Source organism: Otariodibacter sp. (genome assembly GCF_029256985.1).
Taxonomy (GTDB): Bacteria; Pseudomonadota; Gammaproteobacteria; order Enterobacterales; family Pasteurellaceae; genus Otariodibacter.
Genome location: NZ_JARIDQ010000011.1, coordinates 1 through 22,490, shown reverse-complemented (window position 1 = coordinate 22,490; position 22,490 = coordinate 1). Strand labels below are relative to the sequence as shown.

At 36.2% G+C, this 22,490-nt stretch carries 20 protein-coding genes and 1 other RNA gene; 11 read left to right on the top strand and 10 right to left on the bottom strand.

Annotated elements, in window-relative coordinates; all coding sequences use genetic code 11:
- Nucleotides 1–977: RNA polymerase sigma factor RpoH (gene rpoH / locus Q1J40_RS01330; RefSeq protein ID WP_301098240.1), on the bottom strand; the 977-nt coding region annotated here is incomplete at its 3' end.
- A gap of 93 nt (nucleotides 978–1,070) precedes the next feature.
- Here rpoH and ssrA point away from each other — a divergent pair.
- Nucleotides 1,071–1,437, top strand: a transfer-messenger RNA (tmRNA) gene (gene ssrA, locus Q1J40_RS01325).
- 173 nt (nucleotides 1,438–1,610) lie between these two features.
- On the opposite strand, the gene prmA is transcribed toward ssrA, so the two are convergent.
- Both prmA and Q1J40_RS01315 read right to left on the bottom strand, forming a co-directional pair.
- Nucleotides 1,611–2,501, bottom strand: a complete 891-nt coding sequence (gene prmA, locus Q1J40_RS01320) for a 50S ribosomal protein L11 methyltransferase (protein ID WP_301098239.1) — start codon at nucleotides 2,499–2,501, stop codon at nucleotides 1,611–1,613.
- Between the two features lie 63 nt (nucleotides 2,502–2,564).
- Nucleotides 2,565–3,770, bottom strand: coding sequence for a ribosomal protein uL16 3-hydroxylase (locus Q1J40_RS01315; RefSeq protein WP_301098238.1), 1,206 nt, complete (start codon nucleotides 3,768–3,770; stop codon nucleotides 2,565–2,567).
- A gap of 193 nt (nucleotides 3,771–3,963) precedes the next feature.
- Between Q1J40_RS01315 and Q1J40_RS01310 the strand changes: the two genes are divergently transcribed.
- Nucleotides 3,964–4,728: a DeoR/GlpR family DNA-binding transcription regulator gene (locus Q1J40_RS01310; RefSeq protein WP_301098237.1), complete on the top strand. Its 765-nt coding sequence runs from the start codon at nucleotides 3,964–3,966 to the stop codon at nucleotides 4,726–4,728.
- A gap of 63 nt (nucleotides 4,729–4,791) precedes the next feature.
- Nucleotides 4,792–6,624 (top strand): glutamine--fructose-6-phosphate transaminase (isomerizing), encoded by a 1,833-nt coding sequence (gene glmS, locus Q1J40_RS01305; protein ID WP_301098241.1) that lies wholly within the window; start codon nucleotides 4,792–4,794, stop codon nucleotides 6,622–6,624.
- Between the two features lie 243 nt (nucleotides 6,625–6,867).
- On the opposite strand, the gene nrdD is transcribed toward glmS, so the two are convergent.
- Both nrdD and nrdG read right to left on the bottom strand, forming a co-directional pair.
- Nucleotides 6,868–8,646 (bottom strand): anaerobic ribonucleoside-triphosphate reductase, encoded by a 1,779-nt coding sequence (gene nrdD / locus Q1J40_RS01300; RefSeq protein ID WP_301098236.1) that lies wholly within the window; start codon nucleotides 8,644–8,646, stop codon nucleotides 6,868–6,870.
- Between the two features lie 11 nt (nucleotides 8,647–8,657).
- Nucleotides 8,658–9,107, bottom strand: coding sequence for an anaerobic ribonucleoside-triphosphate reductase activating protein (nrdG, locus tag Q1J40_RS01295; RefSeq protein WP_301098235.1), 450 nt, complete (start codon nucleotides 9,105–9,107; stop codon nucleotides 8,658–8,660).
- 561 nt (nucleotides 9,108–9,668) lie between these two features.
- On the opposite strand from nrdG, the gene Q1J40_RS01290 reads away from it, so the two are divergent.
- Nucleotides 9,669–10,847, top strand: a complete 1,179-nt coding sequence (locus Q1J40_RS01290; protein WP_301098234.1) for an MFS transporter — start codon at nucleotides 9,669–9,671, stop codon at nucleotides 10,845–10,847.
- A gap of 30 nt (nucleotides 10,848–10,877) precedes the next feature.
- On the opposite strand, the gene dnaJ is transcribed toward Q1J40_RS01290, so the two are convergent.
- The 5 genes from dnaJ to Q1J40_RS01265 all read right to left on the bottom strand — a co-directional run bounded on the left by dnaJ (nucleotide 10,878) and on the right by Q1J40_RS01265 (nucleotide 16,728).
- The gene (gene dnaJ / locus Q1J40_RS01285; protein ID WP_301098233.1) at nucleotides 10,878–12,011 is read right to left on the bottom strand and encodes a molecular chaperone DnaJ; all 1,134 of its coding nucleotides are present in this window, start codon (nucleotides 12,009–12,011) and stop codon (nucleotides 10,878–10,880) included.
- 69 nt (nucleotides 12,012–12,080) lie between these two features.
- Nucleotides 12,081–12,473 (bottom strand): GyrI-like domain-containing protein, encoded by a 393-nt coding sequence (locus Q1J40_RS01280; RefSeq protein WP_301098232.1) that lies wholly within the window; start codon nucleotides 12,471–12,473, stop codon nucleotides 12,081–12,083.
- Nucleotides 12,474–12,593: 120 nt separating this feature from the next.
- Complete coding sequence (locus Q1J40_RS01275) at nucleotides 12,594–12,983, bottom strand: hypothetical protein (protein WP_301098231.1); 390 nt, start codon at nucleotides 12,981–12,983, stop codon at nucleotides 12,594–12,596.
- 22 nt (nucleotides 12,984–13,005) lie between these two features.
- A complete protein-coding gene (gene dnaK / locus Q1J40_RS01270; RefSeq protein WP_301098230.1) occupies nucleotides 13,006–14,907 on the bottom strand; it encodes a molecular chaperone DnaK in 1,902 nt (633 codons plus the stop codon).
- A 360-nt stretch (nucleotides 14,908–15,267) separates the two neighbouring features.
- Nucleotides 15,268–16,728: a TrkH family potassium uptake protein gene (locus tag Q1J40_RS01265; RefSeq protein ID WP_301098229.1), complete on the bottom strand. Its 1,461-nt coding sequence runs from the start codon at nucleotides 16,726–16,728 to the stop codon at nucleotides 15,268–15,270.
- Nucleotides 16,729–16,846: 118 nt separating this feature from the next.
- On the opposite strand from Q1J40_RS01265, the gene epmA reads away from it, so the two are divergent.
- The 7 genes from epmA to glyS all read left to right on the top strand — a co-directional run.
- The gene (gene epmA / locus Q1J40_RS01260; protein ID WP_301098228.1) at nucleotides 16,847–17,827 is read left to right on the top strand and encodes an elongation factor P--(R)-beta-lysine ligase; all 981 of its coding nucleotides are present in this window, start codon (nucleotides 16,847–16,849) and stop codon (nucleotides 17,825–17,827) included.
- 62 nt (nucleotides 17,828–17,889) lie between these two features.
- Nucleotides 17,890–18,678 carry a TatD family hydrolase gene (locus Q1J40_RS01255; protein WP_301098227.1) on the top strand — a complete coding sequence of 263 codons (789 nt, stop codon included), beginning with the start codon at nucleotides 17,890–17,892 and terminating at the stop codon, nucleotides 18,676–18,678.
- Nucleotides 18,679–18,686: 8 nt separating this feature from the next.
- On the top strand, nucleotides 18,687–19,214 hold the full coding sequence (locus Q1J40_RS01250; RefSeq protein ID WP_301098226.1) for a DUF1523 family protein: 528 nt from the start codon (nucleotides 18,687–18,689) through the stop codon (nucleotides 19,212–19,214).
- 64 nt (nucleotides 19,215–19,278) lie between these two features.
- Entirely contained in the window at nucleotides 19,279–20,004 is a 726-nt protein-coding gene (gene lpxH, locus Q1J40_RS01245; protein WP_301098225.1) for a UDP-2,3-diacylglucosamine diphosphatase, read from the top strand.
- 111 nt (nucleotides 20,005–20,115) lie between these two features.
- Nucleotides 20,116–21,024: a glycine--tRNA ligase subunit alpha gene (gene glyQ, locus Q1J40_RS01240; RefSeq protein ID WP_301098224.1), complete on the top strand. Its 909-nt coding sequence runs from the start codon at nucleotides 20,116–20,118 to the stop codon at nucleotides 21,022–21,024.
- Between the two features lie 18 nt (nucleotides 21,025–21,042).
- Complete coding sequence (locus Q1J40_RS01235) at nucleotides 21,043–21,309, top strand: hypothetical protein (RefSeq protein WP_301098223.1); 267 nt, start codon at nucleotides 21,043–21,045, stop codon at nucleotides 21,307–21,309.
- Nucleotides 21,310–21,369: 60 nt separating this feature from the next.
- On the top strand, nucleotides 21,370–22,490 hold a 1,121-nt coding region (glyS, locus tag Q1J40_RS01230; protein WP_301098222.1), incomplete at its 3' end, for a glycine--tRNA ligase subunit beta.

Here is a 22,490-nt window from a genome sequence, read left to right as displayed (position 1 = left end):
TCTATCGTCATTGCCTCTTTGATTTTTTTCAAGGCTTGGGTTTCTAGTTGGCGAACACGTTCAGCTGAAATGCTATATTTATCCGCTAATTCATGTAATGTTGCTTTCTTATCATCTAACCAACGAGTTTTGATAATATCTTGACTACGCTCATCCAACTGAGCTAATGCGTACATTAATTGAGCAGTTGCTTTACCACTGTGTTGTTCATCTTCGATTTCTTCTGCAAAATTAGATGAATCATCTTCCACATACATAGATGGCACATAAGACTCATCATCATCTCCAACGGGTAAATCAAAACCCATATCTTGCCCAGTCATGCGAGATTCCATTTCTTTAACATCGTCTGTTGAAACACCTAAATCATCTGCAACTTTTTGGATTTCATCTTCATTAAACCAAGCTAGGCGTTGCTTATTTTTACGGAGATTAAAGAAGAGCTTACGTTGTGCTTTGGTAGTTGCCACTTTCACAATTCGCCAGTTACGTAAGACGTATTCGTGAATTTCTGCTTTGACCCAATGGACAGCAAAAGAAACTAAACGCACACCAACTTCAGGATTGAATCGTTTTACCGCTTTCATCAATCCAATATTCCCTTCTTGAATTAAATCTGCTAAAGGTAAACCATAGCCCATATAACCTCGAGCAATATGGACAACGAAGCGTAAGTGAGAAAGAATTAACTGTTTTGCTGCATCTAAATCTTCATCATAATAAAAACGTTCAGCTAATTCTTTTTCTTGATCAGCGGTTAAAATTGGATATTGATTTGCCATGCGAATGTAGCTATCCAAATTACCTTGAGGTACGAGCATTGTGTTAGATAATGATTTTTGATCGATCTCTTCATCAACATCATCAACATCATCAACATCATCAACATCATCAACATCATCAATAACATCAATTTCAGGCTCGATGATCTCATCCTCTTCATCTTCAAATATTTCTGTTTTGGGATTATTTTTCATTTGGATCTCGCTTAGTATAAAAACAGTTTGAACATCAAACTGTAAAAAAGTTTACAGATATTACCGCTTTCTGATAGAATCGACAAACTTTTTGGGGCTGATTCTGGATTCGACGGGATTAGCGAAGCCCAAGGTGCACGTCGAGGTGCGGTAGGCCTCGTAAATAAACCGCAAAATAATAGTCGCAAACGACGAACAATACGCACTAGCAGCTTAATAACCTGCGTAGAGCCTTCTCTCCCTAGCTTTCGCTCGTAAGACGGGGATCAAGAGGAGTCAAACCCAAACGAGATCGTGTGGAAGCCTCCGCTTGAGGATCGAAGCATTAAATTGAATCAAGCTAGTTTGTTAATGGCGTGTCTGTCCGCAGTTAGCTTACGAAATTAAAGATCAGACTAAACGTGTAGTGCTGACGGTAGAGTAATTTCGGACGGGGGTTCAAATCCCCCCAGCTCCACCAAATCGATATAATCTGATGTAATCGGATGTAAAGAAAAGCCTTGAGCCACAATGGTTCAGGGCTTTTTTATTGTCTTTTGATGTACGCCGATGTAAGCCTAAATCTGCAAATTTTGGTAACACCGATAGTAACACCGTGTTACTATTACAAAATGCGGTGTTACTAAATTACCGCTAAATGCTTGTATATTTTCTACCTGTAATCCTACACCACTCTTCTTTTTCTTCCACCGGATCTAATTTGAAATTCTGTTGATAAGCTTCACATACTGACTCCGCTTGTGTTGCTAAAATTCCAGATAATCCTAAATCGCCATTCGGTTTGACTAAAGTTGTAATTTGAGGTGATAATTCTTTTAATGGACCTGCTAAGATATTAGCAACAACAACTTCTGCTTGTAATCCTTCTGGCTGATCTTTTGCAAGAAATAGCTGTAATCTATCCGCTACACCATTTGCTTCTGCATTGTTTTTACTAGCTAAAATTGCTTGTGGATCAATATCAATACCAATCGCTTGTTTCGCCCCTAATTTTAAAGCTGCGATAGCTAAAATGCCTGAACCACAACCAAAATCAATCACAGTTTTATCGGTAAGATCTAAGCTATCTAACCAAGCTAAACATAGTGCTGTGGTTGGGTGAGTACCCGTACCAAAGGCTAAGCCAGGATCTAACATTACATTAACTGCATTAGGATCAGGAATTTCTCGCCAGCTTGGGCAAATCCATAAACGTTTACCAAACTGCATAGGATGGAAATTATCCATCCACTCACGTTCCCAATCTTTATCTTCAATTTGTTCAATTTTATGTGCAAAATCATTAGCGACAATTTGGCTTTGGCGTAATTGTTCTACAATATCCTGCATATTGGTTTCTGCATCAAATAATGCGACCACATCCGTATTTCCCCAAAGGCGAGTTTCGCCGGGTAGAGGCTCAAAAATCGGAGTATCTTGACTATCCATAAAAGTCACCGATACCGCACCGATAGATTCTAAAAAATCACTAATTAATTCTGCTTGCTTGTCTGTGCTATTTAAGCGAATTTGTACCCAAGCCATATTTTTCCTTATTCTTAAAAATGAACCGAAATTTTACGCGATCAATCATCAATCGCAAAGGTACTATTCCCCTTCTTCGAGTAAAATCCAGCCACTATCTAACCAATCACATAAGCTATCTAATAAAAGTTCGAGTTGATCTTGGTTTTCCACTTTTGATGCCAATTTATTCCAAGAAATTGCATCACCATTAGCAATACGGATCAATAAATTCGCCTCTGCTTCATTGAGTTCATCAATCCATTCGCCATTCACATAAACACGTAATGGTGATTCGGTATAAACAATTTTTACATTTGCATCTTGTTGAACCCAACCGCCCGCTTCCAAAATCTCTTGGACTTCATCGGGATAAAACTCATTTTCTTCGGTTAATTGCTCATAACGTCGAGTGCTTACTGCCGTTGCTACGCTATGAGTAAATAGCTCATCAAATTGATTAGAATGTTGTAATAATTCAATCAATTGTGTTTTGAGTATTGCCACCATTTGCGGATCGAGCAATGCAGTAGGTTGATTCTGAGGAGAAAGTCTAAATGGCACGGTAAATTGTGTATTTGCCATAATATTAGTTTGATGCTCTAACGTCTTACACAAGTTTTCAAGTAAGTCAGCTGCATTTGGGAAACGTAATCCAAATGAAAAGGTTAAGCAATCATCTTGTGCAACACCATAATGAGCAAGACGAGAAGGAACGTAAAGTACATCACCCGGCGATAATACTTCATCTAAAATAAGCTCGCCCATATCGTCAAAAATACGAATAGGTTGGTTAGGTTGGAATTCTGTGCTTGGATCACACCATTTTCCTAATTGCCAACGGCGATGCCCATAACCTTGCACGAGGAACACATCATATTCATCATAGTGTTTACCCACTGAGCCTCCCGCTTGTGCGTAAGACACCATAATATCATCACGTTGCCATTGAGGTAGGAAACTGAAAGCTTGCCATAAAGTCCCTAATTCTGGTGACCATTGTTCTAAATTTTGTACTAGCACTGACCAACGTTCTGGTAAGTCATCAAAATCTTTCACAGATAATGGACTACGTTTAAGAGACCATTTATCGCCATCTTTCGTTTGGTAAGTTTTTATTAAGCGAGAAGTAACATCTTCTTCCTGTGCTAATTCAATAATATCTTGAGGTTCAAACAAACCCACAATTTGTGGTAATCCATTACGAATAAGAAGCGGTTGTTTCTGCCAATAATTTTGCAAAAAATCTTCGGGAGAAATGTTTTCTGGTAAACAGAATGGGACATTCATTTGCGATACCTCACTTTTATCTAATATCAGGTTTAACTTTAATCTTTTTTATAGATCTTGCAAATAGAATCCCCTTATTTTTCATTAATTTTTTATTGAAATTATGCTTTTACGACTTTTACCCTTTTTATTCTAACTTTTTATCTATATAATATTATTAAAATTTCGATTCGAAACTTATTTTATTTCAATTATGCCAAAACGAAATACAAAACAACGCCGTCAAATTATTGCAACAATGGTGCAAGAACAAGGGGAAGTGAGTGTTGAAATGCTTTCTACTCTTTTTGAAACTTCAGAAGTCACTATTCGTAAAGATCTCACTGCCTTAGAAGAGAGTGGTTTTTTATTACGTCGATATGGTGGGGCAATTAAAATTCCCAAAGAAATGATAGAAGATCAAGCAGAAAATCTTTCGAAACAAAAGATAGCCATTGCTCACGAGGCAACGAAACAAATTAAAGAGCATAATCGAATCATTATTGATACGGGTAGCACAACAGGTGCTTTAGTTAAAGTGCTGAATCAAACAGGGTTGGTCATTATGACTAACTCACTTGCATTGGCGAATGAATTAACTGTACTTGAATGTGAGCCAACGGTATTGATGACAGGTGGCACTTGGGATACTCGCTCTGAATCATTTCAGGGGAAAGTAGCTGAACAGGTTCTTCGTTCATACAATTTTGATCAATTATTTATTGGTGCGGATGGTGTCGATCTCTCACAAGGTACAACGACATTTAATGAATTAATTGGTTTAAGCCAAGTTATGGCAGAAGTTTCTCGAGAAGTGATCGTGCTAATCGAATCCCAAAAAATTGGTCGAAAAATGCCCAATATTGAATTGGAATGGCAAAAAATAGATAAGTTAATTACCGATGAAGAAATTTCGCCTGAAGTTGTGCAACAAATTACGCAACAAGGTGTGGAAGTCATTATTGCAAAATATGAATAAGATCTAACCGCTTGTATCTTTAATAAGATATGAGCAATGAATAACAAAAAGGAAAGTAAATTTATGTGTGGAATTGTTGGTGCTGTGGCACAACGTGATGTTGCAGAAATCTTAGTGAATGGTTTACATCGTTTAGAATATCGTGGCTATGATTCAGCAGGTGTGGCAATCTTAGCACCGCAAAAAGAGATGCAAATTGTGCGTCGAGTAGGGAAAGTGAAAGCACTTGATGACGCCATTGAAAAAGATCCATTAATTGGTGGAACAGGGATTGCACATACTCGTTGGGCAACACACGGCGAACCATCAGAAACTAATGCACATCCACATCGTTCGGGCAATATTGCCGTGGTCCACAATGGAATTATTGAGAATTACGAAGAATTAAGAGAAATGCTTCAACAAAGAGGCTATCAGTTCCAATCACAAACAGATACGGAAGTTATCGCTCACTTGGTTGAATGGGAATCTAGAAGCTCATCAACTCTACTAGAAGCGGTACAAAAAACAGTTGCTCAATTACGTGGGGCTTACGGTACAGTAGTGATGAATGCTAATGAGCCTGAGCATCTTATTGTTGCTCGTTCGGGTAGTCCATTAGTTATCGGATTAGGGATTGGTGAAAACTTCCTTGCCTCAGATCCTTTAGCTTTATTAAGTGTTACGCGTCGTTTTATCTATCTTGAAGAGGGTGATGTTGCTGAAATTACCCGCCGTGATGTGCATATTTTTGATCACGAAGGTAAAGAGGTTGAACGAGAAGTCCACGAGGGTAATTTTGAGCAAGATGCAACGGATAAAGGCCCTTTCCGCCACTATATGCAGAAAGAAATCTTTGAACAACCTGTCGCTATTCGTAATACCTTGGAAGGTCGAATTGCTCACGATAAAGTTGTGATTGATTCCATCGGCAATAATGCTCAAGCTATTTTGGAAAAAGTAGAACATATCCAAATTGTCGCTTGTGGTACATCTTATAATGCAGGAATGGTCGCTCGCTATTGGTTAGAGTCGATCGCTGGAGTAAGTTGTGATGTGGAAATCGCCTCAGAATTCCGTTATCGCAAATTCGTTACTCGCCCTAATAGCCTTTTAATTACGCTCTCTCAATCAGGTGAAACAGCAGATACACTGGCTGCATTGCGTTTAGCTAAAGTCTCTGGATTTATGTCAGCAATGACAATCTGTAATGTTGCAAGCTCATCACTTGTACGTGAATCTGATTTTGCCTTTATGACAAAAGCAGGCGTTGAAATTGGTGTGGCATCAACCAAAGCATTTACTACCCAACTGACTTGTTTATTACTTTTAACTGCTGTAATTGGGCGTTTAAAAGGTAATGTGTCTGACGAACAAGAAAAACATATCGTTCAGGCTTTACAACGACTTCCTGCACAAATTGAAAGTGCATTAGTGTTTGATAAAGAAATTGAAAAATTATCGGAAGATTTTGCTGAAAAACATCACACGTTATTTTTAGGTCGTGGCGAATTTTATCCAATCGCAATGGAATCTGCCTTAAAACTGAAAGAAATCTCCTATATTCACGCAGAAGCCTATGCGGCGGGAGAATTGAAACATGGGCCTTTGGCGTTAATTGATAATGATATGCCTGTTATCGTTGTTGCACCTGAAAATGATTTACTTGAAAAAGTGAAATCTAATATTGAAGAAGTGAGAGCAAGAGGCGGACAGCTTTATATATTTGCTGATCACGACGCTGGGTTTAACCAAGAGGAAGGTTTTAAAACTGTTGTAATGCCAAAAGTAGATGAAATCACTGCCCCAATTTTTTATACCGTGCCGTTACAACTACTTTCTTACCACATTGCCTTAATTAAAGGAACAGATGTTGATCAACCTCGGAATTTAGCTAAAGCAGTAACAGTGGAGTGATAACTTACTGATAAAAATAGAAATATCTCAATTAATTTCTATCATCTTACAATCGTTTGATACACAGCTGATTCTCCAGCTAAATTAAGCAAATCTATTTTGTACTTAATTAAAGGATTATTAGAATAAAGTATGAGAGTTTCCTTTTTGTTTGGGTTGATTTTGATCACTTATATTCTAAACGGGAAACTCTCATTTTTTGTACGATTTGTCAGATTAAATCTATTTTTATGCAAACAAGGATCATGTCTGACGATGATAATATCTCAAGCTATGTTCTTTTTGGCGAGCTGAGCTAAAAGCTGAAACACGTTTGAGATAACCAATTACTCGAGTAGCATAATCAATATTTTTAGACCCGCAACAACTACATTGTTGGAGTGTTCTTTTATCTATATGCTCACACTCGTTACAAATTGTGATTTTGACGTTAATACAAAAATAATTACAACCAGTCTTAGCAGCAATATTCAACATTGAACGATAACCAGTTTGATCTAATGCCTCTTCTAAATTCAAATGCAATGCAGAACCGCCATCCAAAAATTCAATAAGTTCTTTGCCATGTAACAAAAACTTATCTAAGGCATTAGTGTGATCATCTTCGACCACATAAAAATAAGAATTATAACAATCACGAGGAACGATATATCCATCTTCTTTATCCCATTTAGCATTTTTTACGCCTAAGTTTTCAGCTGGAACAAATTCTGTATTAAATTTAATCCCATATTGTTTACTCGCTTGTTGATTGGCTGAGTAAATAGTGAATAGTTTATTACGAACAAAATCTATGTAATCTCGGTTATAACCTACTTTAATTCCTCTAAATTCAGCAGCCTCTGCCATTCCATTAATTCCAATCGTCAAAAATTGTTTATCTAGAGAAATAAACCCAGCATCATAAACCGGTAACATCCCAGACTGTAAATATTCTTCCATTAATTGACGATAGGCATATTGATATTTATGGATTTTTTCGACTTCTGTTTTTAGATCTCGACCATCTTGTTCTAAACGATTCATATTGATCGTAATCACATTAATTGAACCGGTTGCGACTCCGCCTGCTCCTAATGAATAAGAAAAGCTATGATCAGCAATTTCATTGCGTAAACGACAACAGGAGGCTAAAGAATCAGGATTATCCGATTGATAAATAAAAAATGAATTTCCATCAGAAAGAGATTTTGCAAGTTTATCTGCAAATACATTATCTTTACATTGCCCTTTTTCTGTCAGCATTGCCGCCGTTACTACAGGGAAGGTGAGGATAGATTTATTCCGTTCTTTGTTAAACCAATCCATAAAAAAGTCTTGTAATTTAGCTACACTTTGCCAATTTGGTGCAGTTAAATCAGGAAAAACAAAATTACTGAAAATAGCAGAAAAATAGTATTCATCATAGATAGAGATATTCCAAAACACACTCTGATAACCACGAGCTGCTGCGGGTTGGTTTATACTATACACAACTTGCTGTAAGCAACTTTCAACCTCTTTACGATGAGTAGTAAGGTAATCATCACCATAATCTTTACGAGCAAAATAATCAAAATAGGTTAAGAATTCTACTGTTGCTACAGCTCCTGCAAATTGGGAACTGATAGCAAATACTAAATTGATGAAAGAACCACAAAATGATGATAAGTGCTTGGGAGCTTTGGATTCTCCTCCTAACTTGATTAAACCATCAAGTAAAAATGGATAAAGCGTAACTGACACACAATAGGGTTTTAAACTAGTTTCATCATGTACATAAATTTCGTGTGATTCTATTTGGCGTAAATATTCTTGAGCGAGAGAATCATCAAATATTTCAGCAATTTTTTGGCTAACTTTAGCTCGATTGATTTGAATGAAAAAATCTTTCATTAATTCATTTTCCATCGTTGCAACATTCTTTTGGTTTACATTAGCGTTTGCATCCAATTTAGATCCATCTGCTGCATTCTTTGCGTGAATGTATTGCTCGATAAATTGCTGCTTGCCTGAAATTTGTGATGAATTAAGTCTTATCACGATTATTACTCCTACAAAAAAAGATTATTAAGTATTTCGCCTGTTTGCAAATTAATAAATCGCTGATTGGTGGTTAAACTATTTAACCCTCCTCGTTCAGCAATCCAACGTCCAGTCTTAACATAAGTTAACTTTGACAATATATAGTCTGGTATTTGTTCCTTTTCTAATCCAGTGTAAAGACAAGTCTTTAATCCCCGTTGTCGTGCTATTGTCAGAAAAGAATACAATTCTTCTGGATGCCATTCTCCACCCATAAATAACACACAACTAATTAGATTTTGATAAAGAGTTAGACGTTCTTCAAAATATGGTTTAGATAGTAGATGGCCTACTTTACTATCCCAACTATAGGTACTATGGCAACCTTTGCAACCTAATGGGCAACCACTAATAAGAAAAGCTAAAGAAACTTCATTAGGTACTTCTTGCCAGACTATATCTTCAGAAACAAACTGCATATTGATTAAACACTATATGTTGTGGTTTTTTTGTAAATTTAACACAATATATAGTGTTTAAAAAAATAAATCCTGAATATTTTGATTTTTATCAAATAAAAGTTTTATTTAATTAAAATGATTTAAATAAAATATTATAAGAATCAAAAAGATATAAATAACCTATTGAAATTAAATGAATAATAATTAAATATAGGAGATCAAATTGAATCGTGCATAACCTTATATTTAAAATAGCGTACGTATCGGATTAATTTAAGCATAAATTCTTTTCTGTCCAAATTTATTTTTAGAGATTTTATATCATTTATCGCTAAATAAAGCTCATAATCATGACCTTCACCTTACCACAATAGCCACGACCTCTACTTGTCAAAATTCTTAAAATGGAAGAGTTTTATCATTTAATATTTATACTTCTTACTTCCAATGGCTGTTATTCATTAAATTCAGTTTGATCTTATATAGCATAAGTAAGTTATTTTTTATTTTTAACAACTTGTTTACATTTTGAAATTATTGAGCTACATTTATTTATTCTTTCCTAAAAATTATTTCGTTATGCTAACCGAAAAATCAAAAGCATATCGTCATACGATTGCTACCTTGGCATTCTCTTCTTTTCTCGTTTTCTGCAATTTATATACAGTTCAACCTATGCTTTCTTTGTTTAGTGAGAAATTTAATGTATCGGAAAGTATGGCTAATTGGATTTTTGCGAGTGGCTCATTAGGCATTAGTTGTTGCTTGATTCCTTGGGCTATTTTTGCTGATCACTTCGGACGAAAAATTATTATTTTAGTCAGCCTTATTTTAACTACCTTAACTTCATTATTGCTTTTTTTCAGTCATGATTTAACCACATGGATCGGATTACGATTGCTTCAAGGACTTTCTCTTGCGGGTATGCCAGCTGTTGCTGTGGCATATATTACAGAAGAATTTGAGCAGAATGCTGTTATTAGTGCGGTGGGAATTTATATCGCAGCTAATACATTGGGTGGAATTTCAGGACGATTAATTGGTGGAGTGTTATCAGAATATTTTAGTCCCAATAGTGCGATGTTGTTTTGTTCACTGATCACTTTACTTGGCGTAATTACCACTTATCTATATTTACCTAAGGAGAGCCAATTTACTCCGCAAAGCTTAGCGGTAAAAGGTGTCATTAAGAATCTTTGCCAACATATTAGAAATCCACAACTTTGGCGTACATTTTTGATTGGCGGAGTAAGCTTTGGAATGTTTATTAATTTATTCTCGGTTGTAGGGTTACACTTAGAACAAGCCCCTTGGGATTTCTCAACAACTCAAGTTTCTTTACTCTTTTTGTGTTATCTCAGCGGTACAGTGACAGCAAGTATGGCAGGAAAACTAAGTTATAAATGGGGAACAATTAAGATAATGTTTCTCGGATGGGGAATTTTCTCTATCGGGATTTTATTTACCCTATTTGATTCATTGGGATTAATCATTATTGGACTACTTATTTGTAGTATTGGGTTCTTTTTAGTTCATTCTCTTGCGAGTGCATGGGTGGGTAAAACAGCAATAAGAGCAAGAGCTTTAGCTTCCGCTTTATACCTATCGTGCTACTATCTAGGGGCAAGCTTAGGTGGTTTCTATTTACTTTATTTTTATCAAAAAATGTCATGGAAAGTTGTGCCACTTAGTGCTGAATTATTATTACTTACTATACCATCACTTATTTGGAGATTAAAAAAAGCAGTAAATATTTGATATTCACTGCTTTTCATCATGCTTAGGTGTTTATTTACCTAAATTATCGAAGAATTTTTTAACACCTTCGAAGAATCCTTCATGTTTTGGACGATGTTGTCCTTCACCTTCCAAGCTTTCTTCTAATTTACGTAATAAATCTTTTTGTTCATCATTTAGAGAAACCGGTGTTTCAATGATTGTTTTACAAATTAAATCACCTGCATAGCTACTTCTTGGACTTGGAACACCTTTTCCTCTGATGCGGAATAATTTACCCGTTTGAGTTTCTGCCGGAATTTTTAATTTAACACGGCCATCGAGGGTTGGTACTTCAATTTCACCACCCAATGCAGCCATGGTAAAGCTGATCGGTACTTCACAGTAAAGGTTTGAACCATCACGTTCAAAGATATCGTGTGGTTTAACATGAATAACAACGTATAAATCACCCGGAGGTGCACCATTCTCACCTGCAGCACCTTCACCAGATAAACGAAGTTGATTACCTGTATCAACGCCTGCTGGAATAGTGACAGAAAGATTTTTTGCTTTATTAATACGTCCGTCACCATGACAAACTTTACATGGGTTCTCAATCTTCTTACCTGTTCCATGGCAGGTTGGACATACTTGTTCTGTAACAAAGAAACCTTGTTGACGACGAATTCTACCTGAACCATGACAAGTAGGACAAGTTTCAACTTTACTGCCTGGTTCCGCTCCTGAGCCATGACAAGCATCACACTCTGCTAGTGTTTGGATGCGAATGTCTTTTTTAACACCACGAACAGCTTCTTCTAGGGTAATTTCTAAGTTATATTGTAAATCATCACCACGAACAACACGTTGACGACGCCCTCCACCGAAACTACCTCCAAACATCTCACTAAAGATGTCTTCAAATCCACCGAAGTCACCTCCGCCAAAGCCTCCGCCGCCTCCACCAAAGCCACCTTGGTCAAAGGCTTGATGACCATATTGGTCATACATACTGCGTTTTTCATTATCGCCGAGTACTTCGTAGGCTTCCTTAATTTCTTTGAATTTTTCTTCTGCCTCTTTACTGCCTTTGTTTTTATCTGGGTGATGTTTTGCGGCTAAACGTTTATAAGCACGTTTAATCTCTTGCTCACTCGCACCCTTACTTAACCCAAGGACTTCATAATAATCACGTTTTGACATAATTTTTCCATTTTAAATTTGCAAGATTTCATAACAATCTTACCGCTTGGTTATTTTTATTTTTTAAAATTAACAGTGAGGTTGAATTGAAATATTAATTTCAACTTTTCCATCTGGATAATGTTTTTCAAAATCAAGCGAATATGTTCTTTTTAATAACCCTTGTTTACTTTTATTCCAAATCGTTTTCCATGTATCGGCAAGTAGTTCTCTATTTGTTGTAAAACTCTCAAACCAATAAAAATCATCATTAATTTCCATTGGTGTAACACCTGATACTTCTTTCTCGACAGCAATCGTAAAATCATATTCACCATTATGATCGCTTTCGTAATTATTATAGATACCGTATACGATTTCATTTTCGGATAATGATACAGATTGCCATAGGGTTGGAATATCTTGTTCAGCTGTTTTATTAGTTAAACGTATTGTTTTAACTGGATAAAGTTTCAAGCTCATAACATATTCCTTTTTGATAAATTTTATAAAGATCTAACCGCTTACCCATTAAAAAGGGCGTAACAATACGCCCTATTTAATCTAAGATAATAAGACAAGCTTAATTATCTCAACTCAATATTAACCAACTAATTCATTAAAAATAGGGTATCTTTTTACAAGTTCTTCCTTACCCATATGTTTAGAATGTTGAAAGTCATTACCTACATAAAGTTGATAAGGAGCAAACTCAGGGATATAAGTCAACGCAACAACGCTTTTAACTTCATTATTATCGCCACCACCAAAAAGTTTTTGCCAAAATGATTTTTTCGGTGCCTTAAATTGTCCTTTAACAGCATTTACAAATTGTTCAGCATATACATTTAAATATCCTGGTGCTGCTTTTTCAAGTTCTTGTGATAAATACACATATAGTGTGCCGTTATCTAATTTGGCATTAGCTTGAGATGTTGCTTTTTTGCCATTGTTATCAATTATGATTTCACCTACGAATTTATTATTACTCATAAATTGTTACCCTGTTTAATAATTATTTGTTGTCCTTGACTTCTTCAAATTCAGCATCTACAACACCATCATCTTTTTGATTTTGTTGTGTTTGTTGCTGACCCGCTTGAGCCTGAGCTTGTCCTGCTTGGAGCAATGGCTCAGACGCTTTTACTAATGCATCAATTTTAGCTTCGATATCTGCTTTATCTTCACCTTTTGCTGAAGTTTCTAAATCAGAAAGTGCTACTTCAATTTTTGCTTTATCATCTGCATTCAAGTTATCGCCAGCTTCTGTTATTTGCTTACGGGTAGAATGAACAATAGCATCTGCTTGGTTTCGAGTTTGAACTAATTCTTCAAACTTACGATCTGCTTCCGCATTTGCTTCTGCATCACGAACCATTTTTTCAACTTCATCATCACTTAAACCTGAAGAAGCTTTGATCGTGATCTTTTGTTCTTTACCTGTATTCTTATCTTTAGCAGAAACATGTAAGATACCATCTGCATCAATATCAAATGTTACTTCAATTTGTGGCATACCACGAGGTGCAGGTTGAATTCCATCTAGGTTAAATTGACCAAGTGATTTGTTATCACTTGCACGTTTACGTTCACCTTGTAACACATGGATAGTTACCGCACTTTGGTTATCTTCAGCAGTTGAGAACACTTGGCTGTGTTTTGTTGGGATTGTTGTGTTTTTATCGATGAGTTTAGTCATCACACTACCCATTGTTTCAATACCAAGTGAAAGTGGTGTTACGTCAAGTAATAATACATCTGTGACATCACCTGCTAATACCCCACCTTGAACTGCCGCACCAATTGCAACTGCTTCATCTGGGTTCACATCTTTACGAGGCTCTTTACCAAAGAAGTCTGCTACTTTTTGTTGCACTAATGGCATACGAGTTTGACCACCAACTAAGATAACATCGTTGATATCAGACACTGATAAGCCTGCATCTGCTAACGCAACTTTAACAGGTTCTAATGAACGAGTTACTAAGTCTTCAACAAGTGATTCTAATTTTGCACGAGTTACGGTAATAACTAAGTGTTTAGGTCCTGTCGCATCTGCTGTAATGTACGGAAGGTTAACTTCAGTTGATTGTGCAGAAGAAAGTTCAATTTTCGCTTTTTCAGCGGCTTCTTTAACACGTTGCATTGCCATAGAGTCGTTACGTAAATCGACACCTTGTTCTTTTTTGAATTCATCAACCAAATAATTGATTAAACGGTTATCAAAGTCTTCACCACCTAAGTGAGTATCACCATTAGTTGCACGCACTTCGAAAGTTTGCTCACCGTCGAAATTATCCATCTCAATGATAGATAAGTCAAATGTACCACCACCTAAGTCATATACTGCAACAATTTGGTTCTCTTTCTTAGAATCTAAACCATAAGCCAATGCTGCTGCTGTTGGTTCGTTAATAATACGTTTAACTTCTAAGCCTGCGATACGACCCGCATCTTTAGTTGCTTGACGTTGTGCATCATTAAAATATGCAGGTACAGTAATTACCGCTTCAGTTACTGACTCACCTAAGAAATCTTCCGCTGTTTTCTTCATTTTTTTCAATACTTCAGCAGAAATTTGTGGTGGAGCCATTTTTTCGCCTTTAACCGAAACCCAAGCATCACCATTGTCTGCTTGTGTAATTTCAAATGGCATAATTTCAAGATCACGTTGTACCTCGGCATCAGTAAAACGACGACCAATTAAACGTTTAATTGCAAATAACGTATTTTTTGGGTTTGTGATCGCTTGACGTTTTGCTGGTGAACCTACTAAAGTTTCTTTATCTGTATAAGCAATAATTGAAGGAGTTGTTCTTGCACCTTCAGCATTTTCTAACACACGTGGTTTATCGCCATCCATTACGGCAACACATGAGTTTGTTGTTCCTAAGTCAATACCAATAATTTTACCCATTTTAAATTCTCCGATATAAAAATTTGTTCATATTTTTGTAATGATGCCTACAAGATTGCGTTTTTTCCTAAAAATTCAAGGGCAACTTACAAATTTTTTAAAAAGGAAGCAGTATTTTTAACATACTGTTCAAACGGAATAATAAATAGGGGTAAAATTGATGAGTTCAAGAGAAAAAATAAAAAAAATTCAAAATTTATCATTAGTTATAGTGTTTGATAGGATCTGATATAGATAACATGAATATTACCTATAATAATAAGCGATAGAGTTGCTATATTTTTACATAATAAAAGCTATAACCTACCGCTTATTAATTAGTTATTTTTTTAGAAAATAAGGTACCTTAATTATGCTTAGTTATCTTTTCCAAAATGATGGTGTAAATAATACTAATAACGCAAAAAATTCTAATCTTCCTGCAATCATTGAAAAAACAAATACATACTTAGCACCATCAGGCACATCTGCAAAACCTAAACTAGTAATACCTAAACCTGGTCCTGTATTAGTAATTGTCGTCCAAACCGCAAAAAAAGCATCATAAACCGTCATTCCACATAAAATTGCAGCAAAAGTACACAAAAAGAAAACAAGTATAAAAATAATAATAAATGCCCAAACACTCTCTAAAACACTAGACGGAATTTTTTCTCTATTTAATTTAATCGGGTTCACAATATTCGGATGAATTAATTGTTTTAATTCTTTTTTTAATTGTAACCACAATAACAAACATCGAATTGCTTTAATTCCCCCAGCAGTAGATCCTGCACATCCTCCTAGAATTGCAATAGATAGTGCAAAGAAACTTAAATATCCTGGTAGCTGATTCATATCAAATAAAGTAAAACCTGAATTAGTTCTCATTGACGCTAATTGGGTCGCTCCCAATTGGAATGATTGAAATAGCGATAAATCTTGGCTAATCCAAAGCCCTATGGAAAAAATTATTGAAAAAATAAGTTGAGATAAAATAAAAAAACGAAATTCTTCATCCTTAAGATAGATTTTCAATACTTTTCCTTTTTTAAAATTCATAAGAGCTAACATATGTACTGAAAAATTACAGCCTGTGATCAGCATAAATACAGTTGCAATTATATTTATAGTAGAACTATTAAAATAGGCAAGATTATCATCATGGGTAGAAAAACCGCCATTTGATAACGTAGAAAAACTATGAGTCAAAGCATCAAAAAAAGACATTCCAGCTAACCAATAAGAAGCGGTACAAATCAGAAGTAAACCTGCATACATACTCCATAATAGCTTAGAAATATCCGCAATGTGAGGAAGAATTTTCTGATCTTTCATTGGGCCAGAGGATTCTGCTTTATATAATTGTGTTCTACCTATATCTAAGAATGGTAATATAGCTACCGCTAAAATAATAATTCCCATTCCGCCCAAAAACTGTAAAAATTGCCGATGAAATAAAATTGCTTTAGGTAAACTATCTAACCCAGACATCACTGTTGCACCTGTTGTCGTTAGAGCAGAAAATGATTCAAAAGCAGCATCAGCTACGCCCATATTAGTACTATTTGCCCAAAGTAAAGGAAGAGTACCAATAGAGCCAAGCACAAACCAAAAGGCAACAACAATGAAAAAACCTTCATGAGAATGTAATTTTTGTTTATATTCTCTATTAGAAAACCAACATACACCACCAATAAAAAAACTAACAAGAAAAGATTTAATAAATGTAATTTGCTCACCATCACTATAGATTAGTGAAACGATAAAGGGAGCGATCATGATAAATGAGAAACTCATGATCAAAATACCTATAATACGAATTATAGAGCGTAAATGCATTGTTCTTCCTTTGTAAAGATTAATGGAACTCATTCTACTACTATTTTATAAAAAATTTCATTTTAGAGAGAGAAACAATTTATAATTTAAATAAATTTAAATTAGTAAGGTAAAATATATGGAAGATCTCGTAATAGAAGGACAATGGAAGCCAACTGCTTCTATTCCAACTTTATTAAAGCGTTCAAAAATTATTTATGATATCCGTAAATTTTTTACAGATAGAGGATTATTGGAAGTTGATACACCAACAATGAGTGAATTCTCTGTCACTGATGTTCACCTCTCCACATTCAGTACACAATTTCTATCACCATTTGATAGTAAAGCTAAAACATTACACTTAATTACTAGCCCTGAGTATCACATGAAACGCTTGCTTGCTAGTGGTAGTGGAGCAATTTTTCAACTTTGCCATGTATTCCGTAATGAAGAATCGGGTAAATATCATAATCCTGAATTTACCATGTTGGAGTGGTATCGCCCGTATTTTGATATGTATCGTTTAATTAATGAAGTAGATGATCTATTGCAATATATTTTAGATTGCGAACCAGCCGAATCTTTTAGTTATCAATTTGTATTTCAAACCTATGTAGGATTAGATCCTCTTTCTGCAACAAAATCGCAACTGGTGGCAAAAGCACAAGAATACGGTTTGCAATGTGATGATAATGATCATCGTGATACATTACTACAATTCTTATTTACTAAAGTCGTTGAGCCAAATATTGGCTTAGAACGCCCAACTGCAATTTATCATTTCCCTGCATCACAAGCAGCATTGGCACAAGTGAGTGCAGAAGATCCTAGAATGGCGGAACGTTTTGAGTTCTACTATAAAGGTATTGAACTGGCAAATGGTTTCCACGAATTAAGTGATGCAAAAGAACAATTCCGTCGTTTCGAGCAAGATAATGTTTACCGCCAACAACTTGGTTTACCACCACAAGAATTAGATTCTCGTTTTCTTGCAGCCCTAAAATCAGGGATCCCAAATTGTTCTGGGGTTGCTGTTGGGGTTGATCGCTTAATTATGATTGCTCTTGGTGCAGAGCGAATTGAGGAAGTAATGGCATTCGGAATAGAAAGTGCTTAGAATTTAGCTATAATGCGTTAAAATATGCTAAATTATTAAATTTAATAATAACAGGAAAAAGTTTGAACGATTTATTTATTATTGATTCACATTGCCACTTAGATTCTTTGGATTATGAAACTCATCACAAAAATGTTGATGAAGTGATCGAAAATGCCAAAGCAAGAGGAGTACAACGTTTTATTTCTATCTGTACGAACTTAAGTAGCTTTGAAAATATGAAAAAGCTTACAGCACATCGTCCAGAAGTTTCGCTCTCTTGCGGTGTGCATCCGCTAAATGTTGAGGATGAACCTTTTGATTATGCAAGATTACTCGAATTAGCCAAAGATCCTAGAGTAGTGGCGATTGGCGAAACGGGTTTAGATTATCACTACACGCCTGAAACAAAAGAGTTGCAACAGTCTATCTTTCAACAGCAAATTGAAATTGCGAACACAATGAATAAACCATTAGTAATCCATACTCGTTCTGCTCGTGAAGATACGATGAAATTATTAATTGAAAATAATGCTGAAAAATGTGGCGGAGTGTTGCACTGTTTCACAGAAGATTGGGATATGGCAAAACGTGCCTTAGATATTGGGTTTTATATTTCTATCTCTGGTATTATTACCTTTAAAAATGCAGAAGATTTACGCGAAGTTGTGAAGAAAGTTCCCCTTGATCGTTTACTGGTAGAAACTGATTCACCTTATTTAGCCCCGATTCCTTATCGAGGTAAACCAAATCAACCCGCGTATGTCAGAGAGGTATGCGAATACTTAGCCACCCTAAAAGGTGTATCGGTAGAAGAAATGGCTCAGACAACAACGCAAAACGTTCAACGTTTATTTAAACTCACTGTGTAGGAGTGACTATGAAATCAATTCTTAAATATTTCCTGATTTTAGTTATGCTTTCGTTGCATATCGTTTTAATCGGAGCCGTTAATTACGCTTTCCCAAGCTATGAACAAACGGTTATTACCGGAATGGAAGTTCGCCGTGTGGACAAAGATGGTCCTATCAGTAAATCGAATCCTGAAGATGGTCCTGTAAGAGATGTATACTATCTGTTTACTGAAAATCCTGAAACGAAAAAAGTAATGACTTATCGAAATGAAGATACAGGCTGGGGCTTACCTTTCTACTTTAAATTTGATGCTGCCCTAACTCAAGCAAAAGCACAAGCTTTTGCTAATGATAAAAAGATGGTACAAATTAAATATTATGGTTGGTATATCAGCTGGTTAAATGAATTCAGAAATATTGTTTCAATTAAACCAGTAGAAGCAGGACAAAGCCCATCTATACCTTGGGTAAGCTATATTATCTATGTATTTTTTGCCTTTACATTCTTCCTATCTGTTCAGTTTATTCGTGGCTGGTTTGATAGTAGTAAATAACAATTAATCTATTCCCTTCTTACCCCAAGAAGGGAATTTTTTCTTATCTACTAGATACGACATAATGCAATATTTCATCGCCGATCTCCATCTAAACGAATCTCAACCTGAGATTACCTCCCTCTTTTTGCAATTTATGCAAGAGAAAGCACCGCTTGCAGAGGCGGTTTATATTCTAGGAGATTTCTTTGATTTTTGGATTGGCGATGATGAGAAGTCAGAACTCATTACCCAAGTCAAACAAGCGACTCGAAAAGTAGTTGAGCAAGGTGTGCCTTGTTATTTTATTTGTGGTAATCGAGATTTTTTAATTGGTAAACGTTTTGCGAAAGAATCGGGGATGACGTTACTGCCCGATTATCATATTGTCGATCTCTATGGCAAACGAACGTTAATTTGCCACGGCGATACTTTATGCATTGATGATGAAAAATACCAAAACTTCCGCCAAAAAGTCCATCAAAAATGGCTACAATGGCTATTCCTCAAATTACCCCTTTCCTTACGTATAAACATCGCTCAAAAGATTCGAGCTAAAAGCAAACAAGACAAGCAACACAAACCGGTCGAAATTATGGATGTGAATAAAGCTTTTACCGCTGAAATTGTCGAAAAATATCAAGCGGAATGGCTAATTCACGGACACACCCATCGACAAGCGGTTCATTCTAATCAACATTTTGCAAATTCTGATCGCACCTTTACTCGTATCGTTCTTGGCGATTGGGGCAAAACCGCCTCGATTTTAACCGTTACTCCTGACTCATTTTCTTTCAACGAAGAACGTTAATGATTACTGACTGATTCTTTTGCAGATTTTTGCAAAAAATGCCCGACATCTGACCGCTTACCCGTTATAATAAACAGTATTTTTAACTGAATTTTATTAATAGGAATCACAATGTCAGCAAAATTTAATGTGAAAACCTTCCAAGGTATGATCCTTGCATTACAAGATTACTGGGCAACTCAAGGTTGTACCATCATTCAACCACTTGATATGGAAGTGGGCGCAGGAACCTCTCACCCAATGACGTGTTTACGTGCAATCGGTCCAGAACCAATGGCATCAGCTTACGTTCAACCTTCACGCCGTCCAACTGATGGTCGCTATGGCGAAAACCCAAACCGTTTACAGCACTACTACCAATTCCAAGTGGTTATCAAACCTTCGCCAGATAATATCCAAGAACTCTATTTAGATAGCTTAAAAATGTTAGGTTTCGACCCTACTCAAAATGATATTCGTTTTGTGGAAGACAACTGGGAAAACCCAACATTAGGTGCGTGGGGATTAGGTTGGGAAGTTTGGTTGAACGGTATGGAAGTTACTCAATTTACCTATTTCCAACAAGTAGGTGGCTTAGAATGTAAACCGGTTACAGGCGAAATCACTTACGGTTTAGAGCGTTTAGCAATGTACATTCAAGGTGTAGATTCTGTTTACGATCTTGTCTGGTCTGACGGCCCATTAGGCAAAACCACCTATGGCGATGTTTTCCACCAAAACGAAGTGGAACAATCTACCTACAATTTTGAATATGCAAATACTGATTTCTTATTCTACTGCTTTGACCAATACGAAAAAGAAGCCCAAGAATTACTTGCTCTAGAAAAACCATTACCACTACCTGCTTACGAACGTATTTTAAAAGCCGCTCATAGCTTTAACCTTTTAGACGCACGCAAAGCAATTTCCGTTACCGAACGCCAACGCTATATTCTACGCATTCGAGCATTAACTAAAGGTGTCGCAGAAGCTTATTATGCAAGCCGTGAAGCGTTAGGGTTTCCGGGATGTAAAAAATAATTTAGATAGAGCGTAAAAATGAACACTAAACCCATATTATTTTTTGCTGACTTATGCCCTGACACCCCACCTTTTGTGGCTCAATTAGAGCAACTAAAAGTGGAATACGAAGCGGTCAATATCTTTGAAAGTATGGCAAATTTTAAACGCTTTCTAAAATTACGAGATAATCACTCAGCATTTGATCAAGCCAAACAACAAGGTTATATCGGGATTCCTGCTTTGGTGATGGATGATGAAAAAGTTGTATTGGATCTTGAAGAATTGCAGAAAATATTTAGTTAAAGCGGTGAGATCTTAGAGAGAATTTACAATTTAAGTTAAAAAATTTTAAAGAGACAAACAATGACAACACAAAATTTCCTTGCCGAGATCGGCACAGAAGAATTACCACCGAAGGCACTAAAAAAATTAGCGACTGCCTTTGCTGATAATGTAGAGCAAGAATTAACTCAAGCTGGTTTAGGCTTTGAGAAAGTAGAATGGTTTGCAGCACCTCGTCGTTTAGCGGTTAAGGTGTTAGGTTTAGCCACAAGCCAACCAAGTAAAGAAGTTGAAAAACGTGGTCCAGCAATTTCTGCGGCATTTGATGCGGAAGGTAAACCAACTAAAGCCGCTGAAGGTTGGGCAAGAGGTTGTGGTATCAGCGTTGATCAAGCTGATCGTCTTGCCACCGATAAAGGCGAATGGTTAGTGCATCGTGCAGTGATTGAAGGACAACCGACTAAAAATTTAGTGGTAGATATCATCAGCCGAGCATTAGCAAAATTACCTATTCCAAAAACAATGCGTTGGGGTGATAAGACAGAACACTTTGTTCGCCCTGTACATACCGTTACCTTATTACTTGGTGATGAATTGATTGAAGGTGAAATTTTAGGTGTGACTATCGGTAGAACCATTCGTGGCCACCGTTTCTTAGGCGAACGTGAATTTCAAATTGAACACGCTGATCAATATCCTCAATTATTAAGAGAAAAAGGATCAGTGGTTGCAGATTTCAACGAACGTCGTGAAGAAATTCTTGCAAAAGCTCAAGCTAAAGCGACCGCTTTAGGTGGAGTTGCCGATATTCAAGATGATTTATTAGATGAAGTTACCTCATTGGTTGAATATCCAAACGTATTAGCCGCAACATTTGAAGAACGTTTCCTTGCTGTACCTGCGGAAGCCCTTGTTTATACAATGAAAGGCGACCAAAAATATTTCCCAATTTATGATAAAGACGGCAAGTTATTACCGCACTTTATTTTCGTTTCCAATATCAATCCTGAAGATCCAAGTAAAATTATTGAAGGAAATGAAAAAGTGGTTCGTCCACGTTTAACCGATGCAGAATTTTTCTTCAAAACCGATTTAAAACAACGGTTAGAAGATCAACTTCCACGTTTAGAAACCGTTTTATTCCAACAACAATTAGGTACATTGCGTGATAAAACAGACCGTATTGAGCAATTAAGCGGTGC